12 protein-coding genes and 1 pseudogene are annotated in these 7790 nt (G+C 36.6%); all 13 read right to left on the bottom strand.

The window, feature by feature from the left end; genetic code table 11:
- Nucleotides 1-211: 211 nt before the first annotated feature.
- Nucleotides 212-598, bottom strand: a complete 387-nt coding sequence (locus tag LDK53_RS10515) for a hypothetical protein (RefSeq protein ID WP_225286957.1) — start codon at nt 596-598, stop codon at nt 212-214.
- 223 nt (nt 599-821) lie between these two features.
- The gene (locus tag LDK53_RS10510; RefSeq protein WP_104558055.1) at nt 822-1154 is read right to left on the bottom strand and encodes a hypothetical protein; all 333 of its coding nucleotides are present in this window, start codon (nt 1152-1154) and stop codon (nt 822-824) included.
- 297 nt (nt 1155-1451) lie between these two features.
- The gene (locus LDK53_RS10505) at nt 1452-1799 is read right to left on the bottom strand and encodes a hypothetical protein (protein ID WP_225286955.1); all 348 of its coding nucleotides are present in this window, start codon (nt 1797-1799) and stop codon (nt 1452-1454) included.
- 205 nt (nt 1800-2004) lie between these two features.
- A complete protein-coding gene (locus LDK53_RS10500; protein ID WP_225286953.1) occupies nt 2005-2178 on the bottom strand; it encodes a hypothetical protein in 174 nt (57 codons plus the stop codon).
- A 693-nt stretch (nt 2179-2871) separates the two neighbouring features.
- Nucleotides 2872-3276, bottom strand: a complete 405-nt coding sequence (locus LDK53_RS10495) for an SMI1/KNR4 family protein (RefSeq protein ID WP_225286951.1) — start codon at nt 3274-3276, stop codon at nt 2872-2874.
- 210 nt (nt 3277-3486) lie between these two features.
- A complete protein-coding gene (locus tag LDK53_RS10490) occupies nt 3487-4020 on the bottom strand; it encodes an SMI1/KNR4 family protein (protein WP_225286931.1) in 534 nt (177 codons plus the stop codon).
- A gap of 11 nt (nt 4021-4031) precedes the next feature.
- Nucleotides 4032-4199 carry a hypothetical protein gene (locus tag LDK53_RS10485; RefSeq protein WP_318527751.1) on the bottom strand — a complete coding sequence of 56 codons (168 nt, stop codon included), beginning with the start codon at nt 4197-4199 and terminating at the stop codon, nt 4032-4034.
- 366 nt (nt 4200-4565) lie between these two features.
- Complete coding sequence (locus LDK53_RS10480) at nt 4566-4868, bottom strand: hypothetical protein (protein ID WP_225286929.1); 303 nt, start codon at nt 4866-4868, stop codon at nt 4566-4568.
- Between the two features lie 432 nt (nt 4869-5300).
- Nucleotides 5301-5678: a hypothetical protein gene (locus tag LDK53_RS10475; protein WP_225286927.1), complete on the bottom strand. Its 378-nt coding sequence runs from the start codon at nt 5676-5678 to the stop codon at nt 5301-5303.
- A 214-nt stretch (nt 5679-5892) separates the two neighbouring features.
- The gene (locus tag LDK53_RS10470) at nt 5893-6375 is read right to left on the bottom strand and encodes an immunity 26/phosphotriesterase HocA family protein (protein ID WP_225286925.1); all 483 of its coding nucleotides are present in this window, start codon (nt 6373-6375) and stop codon (nt 5893-5895) included.
- 370 nt (nt 6376-6745) lie between these two features.
- Nucleotides 6746-6878: pseudogene (locus LDK53_RS23045) on the bottom strand (RHS repeat-associated core domain-containing protein); the annotation flags it as partial.
- 160 nt (nt 6879-7038) lie between these two features.
- The gene (locus LDK53_RS10460; protein ID WP_225286916.1) at nt 7039-7359 is read right to left on the bottom strand and encodes a hypothetical protein; all 321 of its coding nucleotides are present in this window, start codon (nt 7357-7359) and stop codon (nt 7039-7041) included.
- Nucleotides 7360-7404: 45 nt separating this feature from the next.
- The coding region (locus LDK53_RS10455) for an RHS repeat-associated core domain-containing protein (protein WP_412174826.1) at nt 7405-7790 on the bottom strand (386 nt) is incomplete at its 5' end.

Here is a 7790-nt window from a genome sequence, read left to right as displayed (position 1 = left end):
CGTCGGTCACTTCCAGCGGCGCGCCGTTCAGGTCGGTGTTGAACCAGTGAATGTCACAGCTGCTTTGGTCATGAAGATGATCCCCTGTGCCTGCGGGATCCAGGTTTCATTCAGGCCGTAAATATAAGTACGGCACAGGCCGGCAGCCTGCAGCAGGCGGTAACCCTGCCACAGGAATGGGTCTACCCGATTGGATAGACTTAGTTAAATTCTATAAAAATGCTGTTTCGCCACTACCAATTTTCTTCACTGCAAGTCCTTTAAATTTAATGCCAATCCCATGTTCCTCATCTAAATTGGTCGAGAACATGAACCCAAATTCATTGTCCTCATCTGGGGAGAGATAAACTTTCAGCAAAATCAAGTCTTTTGCATCCGAACCATAAATACGCTTGCTATATACCTGGGTTTCAGTTGCGATTTTCTCAAAAAAATCCTTCTGTTTCTTAATAAGAAAATCGATGTCTTTTTTCATTTTTTCATCGACCGAATCAGATTCAAGGTTTATGCATTGGACGAGAGAAGGCCCAAATACTGTTAAGATTAAATCGACTGAAACACCTTCATCATCTACATAAAAAACCAGTTCACGTGACATTACCACCCCTATTTCATTTTGGATTCAATGAGTTGGCTGTTTTTAAGCTTTAAGAGACTAATACTTAGCCCCATGATATTTTTCGAATTGACTTATAGAACCTCAATACGGGAAAGACACAACGGAGTGCAGTAATTTTGACTCTAATGGAGCATTAACCATCAGCGGATTAAAGAAGAGCCGGTAAGGCGTATTTCCAAACCGACCATTTACAATACAGAAGTTATTTTCTTGAGAACGGAAAAAGGCATTCCCTAAAAGAACTTTCCTTGACTTCGCTTTGAAATTCCCGACCATTTTCAAGTTCTAACTTATCTAATTTAGCCAAAATAAACCTTTCGTTCTCAGCATGACCTTTATTATAAAAATCAATAGATTGCTGTCCTAAATCATCAATCTCTATTAGTTTAGAAAAAATAGAGTTAATCAGAGGATTACCTGCGTACATTACAGATTCGGTTTCCTCACAAGAAAATTTTAAATACATTATCGTTTTTTTCAAAGCTACTATCTCAGTTTGACTTAAAGTCAAAGATTTTTCTTGGTTATCAGCCACACCTACCTCCTCTAAACTTTATTTGCTCCTGATTAGCTTTCTACATTTTTCATAAGGCACTTTAGACCAAAAAAATTGTGCAAGTCAGCTGCAAGGCCCCATTCAGGTCGTGTTGAACCGGTAAATTCCACCTTTGTTCTGATCAGGAAGATGTTCTACCCTCGCCAGCAGGCTTCAAGTTTCGTTTGGATCGTAAATAAATATAAAGCATTCATTTTATTTAATAAATAAAAAAAACAAAACCAAGTAAAACTCTATTTAATTAACTGGGTTTAAAGAACCTTTAAAACAGTTTACTCATTGAGATAATTTATCAGGAGCCCAAACTGATCTTCCCCATTTTATATTACCATTCCTTAAAGTTTCCTTTATGATATTTTCAAAATTGGAATTAAAATAGTCATCAGATCTTATCGTTATTTCAAGACTATAGTTTTCATCGCATAAAAATTCGCTTAGCCTATCTTCTTTATCTATAAGCGTTACAGTAAAACCATCACATTCAGCTTTAGCAATATAACGCCCCTCCTCATCTTCACAAATTAGTGTCCGTTCAAATACCTGTTCTAGCTTTGTAAGCAGCTCTTTAAATGATATATCGTCAAGCAATACAAAGCTTAACCATCTTTTATGTATACTCATCATCTCCTACTTACAGCCGACTTTGTGCTGAACATCACCACGCCTTGCCATGTCACCTAACTCATGACTCTTAAAAATTTTGAAACCAATAGGTTCTTCTCTCAAACCAAGGAGAGTACTACGTAATTTACTATCTATAGACACTTCTATTTCGCTCATTCCGACAATTTTGGATGCATCACGACGTCTGTTAGTAAATACAGGGTCATTAGCTAAATAATCTGTAGGTGCGGCACATCCCACTCTCCTGCTCCTGCAGCAGGCGGTAGCCCTGCCACATGAAGCGGGTGTTGGTGGTGCCGTGCGACGTGGCGACGATTTTCTGATTAGAAAGCAGTACTAACCAGACTAAAAAAGGTTGATGCGGCAGAATTACACTCACATGCTTTGATTATTATTATCAAAGCATGAAAATTAGTACCAGCCTAAGAAACTCCAAAAACTGGCACCTAATTTTACATACTTTTTGAAACTAGAACCATTTGGTGATTCTGGCAAGGAAGGATTGACAGGCATCACTTTCAGTTGCAAAAAAATCCACCTCTGTGCGTTTTCCATGTTCACTATAAAAAACACACCATAGCCCTCTATCGAGGATCAAACAGAATGTCTCATCCTTAACACCATCAATAGAGTAGCTATCTCTGGGTATGTTTAATTTATTTAACTCACTTTGTAACTCTACTCTATCCACAGGTTTTGCCTTCTGTTTTCTTAATTACTTTCTAATGGCCGGAATCAATATAACTCTGTACAGATTGTTAAATCTCATATTGAGTGCCCGACCCAATTCACCAAACCAAGGGGAAGTTTTATTTTCCTGTACGTTGGCACAGGCTTCATAAATCCATAAATAACATAAGGTTGCACATCATTTTCTGGAAGCAAAGCGTCTATTGGATCTGAAAAATTTAACATTTGCCGTTCAATATTAATAAACCCGGCATAAGCCGGGTTGTAAATCTATAAGTTTTCAAATTAATGACTAAATTTAAATATTTTAAACGAACCTTACTTTGAGTTTGCGATAACAGCAACCTCACTGTCGAGAATGTTATAAACTGCCTCTTTACTTTCAAGAAAACAACTCTTCTAAAAATTCCGAGAACGAATCGGCAACCAATTCAACCTCTTTATCATCCATCAGAAAAATAAAAACCTTCCCTAATGAATCATCAGGTTTGAGAGAGAGTAGAAAAGAGTTCCCCCCGCCATCATAGGCAAAAGGGACCATATTCATCAACTCACCAAACAACTCAATAAGGTCACGATAGAGTTGCTCAATCGGCAGGTCACCATATTTTATAGGGTTAAAACCACCAAGCATAAAAGGATTACCATCTTCATTATTATGAGGATACCCGCCATTATTTTTAAGATAAAAATTAAGAAATGACATGGGAAGACGATAGTCAAAACTTGCATTGAAATCATTTATTTCATATATAGTTAGTTTGTTTTCCGAATCAGAAAGATACATGATAATTTTACCCTAAAGGATCTTCAAATGCGGTTTTGGAAAAGATTCCGCACGTACTAAACCATACAAAAATGCTGAATTCGAAGGATGAGTTAATGTCCATTCCAAATCCCATCAATTAAGGAAATCCGTTTCTTCACCAGTTTGATATTGTATCAAAAAAACACACACCAAGTTCAGACATAAATAAGTTATCACCAGACACTATCGCTAGATATTATTCCAAAATGAAATATCGATTGCACCTGTTGACTTTATAATTTCCGTTAGCGGGCATGCTTTTAAAAAATGCGAACCAACACCTCTGATAAATAGCTCAAAATTATCAGCTATCGATTCCCATCCATCCATAGTTTGTTCACTTGTAATAGCATAAACTTTGCCATCGTGAGTATTAAGCAAGATAGTATAAGGGTCTGAAATTGCAATACATATCACACCATCTGGTCTATGCTCGCCAATCCACCAATGGTTAAACTCATCACTGTTAATCCTGACTATTTTCTCCAAATAATCATCATCATGGCCGAAAGATAAATTCCCCAGAGAGAAGTTATCAATATCATAATTATTGACAAACTCAATAAAGTCCTTTGGGAAATTTACGCCAAGACCTTCCTCCGAATGCTTAATATTACTTACAGGCACCATTCTTTTTTTCAAAATCAAATCATCCATCTCTCCATAAAAAGGAGAGAACTTCTCATGCAACATAACTTCAATTTCATTTATAGTTAACAACATAACTACTACCCTCATTTCGTATGCCAAACATCGCCACTGCTAACATGAGTACGTCCAGATACGGGTATAGCATATGGTCTAAAATCCGCATGATGATATATTATTGTATCTCTTTTATAGTTCACATGTTCAGGAAATGCTTTAATCCATATGTCATCTATTTTCGGCAAATGTCCCACTTCTTTTATTCTATTTAATTTGCTTTTACTTATGAAACCCGATGCATATCACACTATTGACTCCAAAATTCTTGGTGTTTTCTTATATCGCAGTTTGAAATAAGTATTCCCGATACTAATGTTCTGTTATCTATTGAGAATGCATAATGAGGTCTTCCGGGGTAATGAGGATCACCCCGTGTCTGGTATGGATTGTTACCTCTAACTTCATATCCCCTACATAACCCAATCGGATCCTGCTCAATAAACCACACAATCTGCGGCTCGTAGTAGAGGATAGATTATTAATTATATTTTTGTTTGTGGTTCAAGAAAGGGTTATATCATATCAAAGCTGGGCGAATTTCTCTTCCGGCCTTCACTCTTTTAGCTTAAACAGTTTATTACTAGCGAGTCTAACTCTATCCATGCATCTTCTAATTTAAAAGCCAAATATGGTTTGTTTTCCACTTTATCAAAACTAGCATATGCATTTCTAATCATTTGAAGTATTGTATATAAATACAAAGCTAATTCTTTATCTATGGACTGATTATTTTTCAATAGGTTAGCAAGCTCATCTAAACTAGAAACCAAGTCATTATAATGTTCATCATTGAAAACAAAATTAATTCTAACATTATTAACAAAATCATTATCAATTATTTTTTTCTTGACATCGCTTAACATAAATAACCTATTTAAATATTATGGCTTCGTGAGGAACCTCACCAAAAATTAATACTTCCTGATTCGCCGCAGCAGCATATCGAGTAAACGGTGTTTATAAATTCTCTGCTGATGCCTGGCTTCTGGTGGAGGAAATCCAAGAGTCACGCGAATGCGGAGCACCTGCAATATGTTAGGCCGGTGTTATTTTATGCTAATGTATTGTTCTTATTGTTCTTATTGTTCTTATCCGCTCACATACTCTCCCGTTTCCAGACGTCACCGCTCTTATGACAGTATTACTATTATATAACCCCACGGAGCCCCCCCAGCGGATTCAGCGGATACTGATAAAAACTCCCCCCAGCATTCAACCCAAGCGGATCCTGCACAATTAACTGCCTCACCTGTGGGTCGTAGTAACGGAACGGGTAAGTTCTTCTTAGTTTCCATCTACACTACAAAAGGATACAGTGAGATATTTTTTATAGCTGTTGAAAACGAAACATATTTACAACCTCCTGGGTAGGCCTCAACATCTAAAAAAATAATCTGACCACCTAATGAAACAGTTAAAACCCCTTCACTCTCATAAGAGATGACCTGAGAAACAAATAACATTCTCTCACCATCCACCTTGATTTCAGGTGTCTCCTGACAAATATCATAAATATTCAATCCCCATTTAAAAATGTCATCCACATCAAATTCGACATTATAACAACTATTTACTTTCGGTGGTTCACCACACCAAACAGCCACTCCATTGCCTAAAACTGAGGTGAACTCAACGTTATTTCCATCAAATTTAGATACTGTTATTTTTGGCATTTTAGTGTCGGTATACTCACCACAATATTATTGATATTCATTACATTTCTTACAGGATCGCGCATTATTCTTCTTCATGGCAATTATGCATTCAATGCTATTAAAGACCAATAGAGTTTTGTATTTCTCTCATTCCTGCATATCTCATTTACTAAACCATCAGGTAATTATTAACCATAAACCAACTGGAAGTTTTTTTATCCCGGCTTCACACCTAAACTTTACTTAATAAATTCTTTATATCAAAATCACTTTTAGGTGATAGTTTAGGAAGAGCATTCCATTCACTTTCATCGATTGGGAAAACATTCCCATAAAAATCTTTCTTTTTGCAAGAATCACCAATACCGAATGCAAAATAAATCTCATCAACATTATCAGGAGAATAATTATCCTGATGCCCAATTATTCTCCAGTCACTTTCTGGCTCAATTTTTTTATCAAGTAGAGAATAGGTATCTATAATCAATGGAGGAATAATTCTTTTAGCATTCTCAATTTCACCCTCGGTTATTTCAGGTGCATCAGATAAAAAATCAAAAATTTCAGCTATATGCCCTACCGACATTAATGACATAATACGACCAAAACGATATCTTCCTCCATCAACCTTAAAGCAAAATATATCGCCAGGCTTAACATAGCGAAGCATGGTTCTTGGTTTTTTCTCCCATACCAAAAATTTAAAGTTACTCATCCGGACCTTTTTCCTTTTCCGCCTAAACCATTTTTTTTGATGCTGTATCCTGCTTCAAAAAACTGTCCTCTTCCGTCAGTACGTCTATGGTCAAATGAATTCTATTTATTCCCGCGATTAGTAGCTGAAATATCTTTACCTAATGTTCCGGCACGAGTTTTATATTCCTCGATGTAGTATTGTTCGTAACCTCTAGCTTGTGCATAGGTCACATTCTCATCTAAAGGAAGCAACTGAGCACCCGGAGTTAATCGCCCAGAATCCCTATGCTCTCCCGCTCTCCTGAGAAGATCATCAGTTATACCAACGTAATAAGATTTTGTTTCTCCCGGATCAAATAATCCATAAACATTGTATCCTGTAGTATCTAGGGCGGTTAATCCAAGAGGATCAATCCATAACAACGGATTCGGCGCATACTGATAAAGGTTCCACCCGCCATTCAGCCCAATCGGAGCCCGCACAGTAAACCGCCTGACCAGTGGATCGTAGTTCCGGAATAATGGACATACTGAATTATTGGATAGTACATTTATTAAATAAGAAGAAGTCAGGAGAGCTGAATCTCCTCCTAACTTTTATTTACCAATGAATTAAACATTATTCATTTCAAAATCAATGGCAATAACTACCCAGTGAAAAATTTAAATATCCATCACTAGGTTAATTTTTATTGTTTTTCAACATCTCTAATATCTCTCCTTCACTTTTATCATAAGGAGGCTTCCATAAAGGTGAATCGTTTTCTATCCATTCATCAAATTCCTCTGCAGATATTTTTGACTCTAGCTCCCGATAAAGATACTTTCTAGTTTTAGATAATTTTTCTAAAACATTGCATTGATTAAAAAAAAGCAGAAGGGCTGATGCTGTTCTATTTGCTTCAATAAATCCAGATCCGATCTTATCTATTACGATAACAATTTCCTCCATAGAAGCCAGGATTTCTTTTAATTCATCTATATTTTTTGTGTCTTTATTCATAATTTCAGCATCTCTTATTAAACTTAGTGGTCTTTTTATCTAACACTACATCACCTTTAATTTTATATTCTTCACACCTAAATCATTTTTTCTGAATTCTACACGGCTTTCATCAATATCGAAGTCGATATAAATTCTAGCGTGATTTTGTTTTATTTTAAATTTTTCTGCTGCATCAGCCATGCTTAAAGGCTTACCTTTGGCTCTTGTAGCAAAAACAGCATTCTGATCCCCAGCCTTGATTACCATACTGTTTTTTATTCCAGTAAACCCTTGATTACTTGTATAGTGCCTTAATCGAATGACATCTAGGCCCAATGGGTCAATCCAAATAAGCGGATTCGGCGCATACTGATAAAGGTTCCAGCCGCCATTCAACCCAATAGGATCCTGCACAATAAACCGCCCGACCTGCGGGTCGTAGTAGCGGA

Source organism: Enterobacter sp. K16B, assembly GCF_020216105.1.
In the GTDB taxonomy this organism is placed as follows: domain Bacteria; phylum Pseudomonadota; class Gammaproteobacteria; order Enterobacterales; family Enterobacteriaceae; genus Enterobacter; species Enterobacter sichuanensis.
This window is presented reverse-complemented; position numbering and strand designations above follow the sequence as displayed.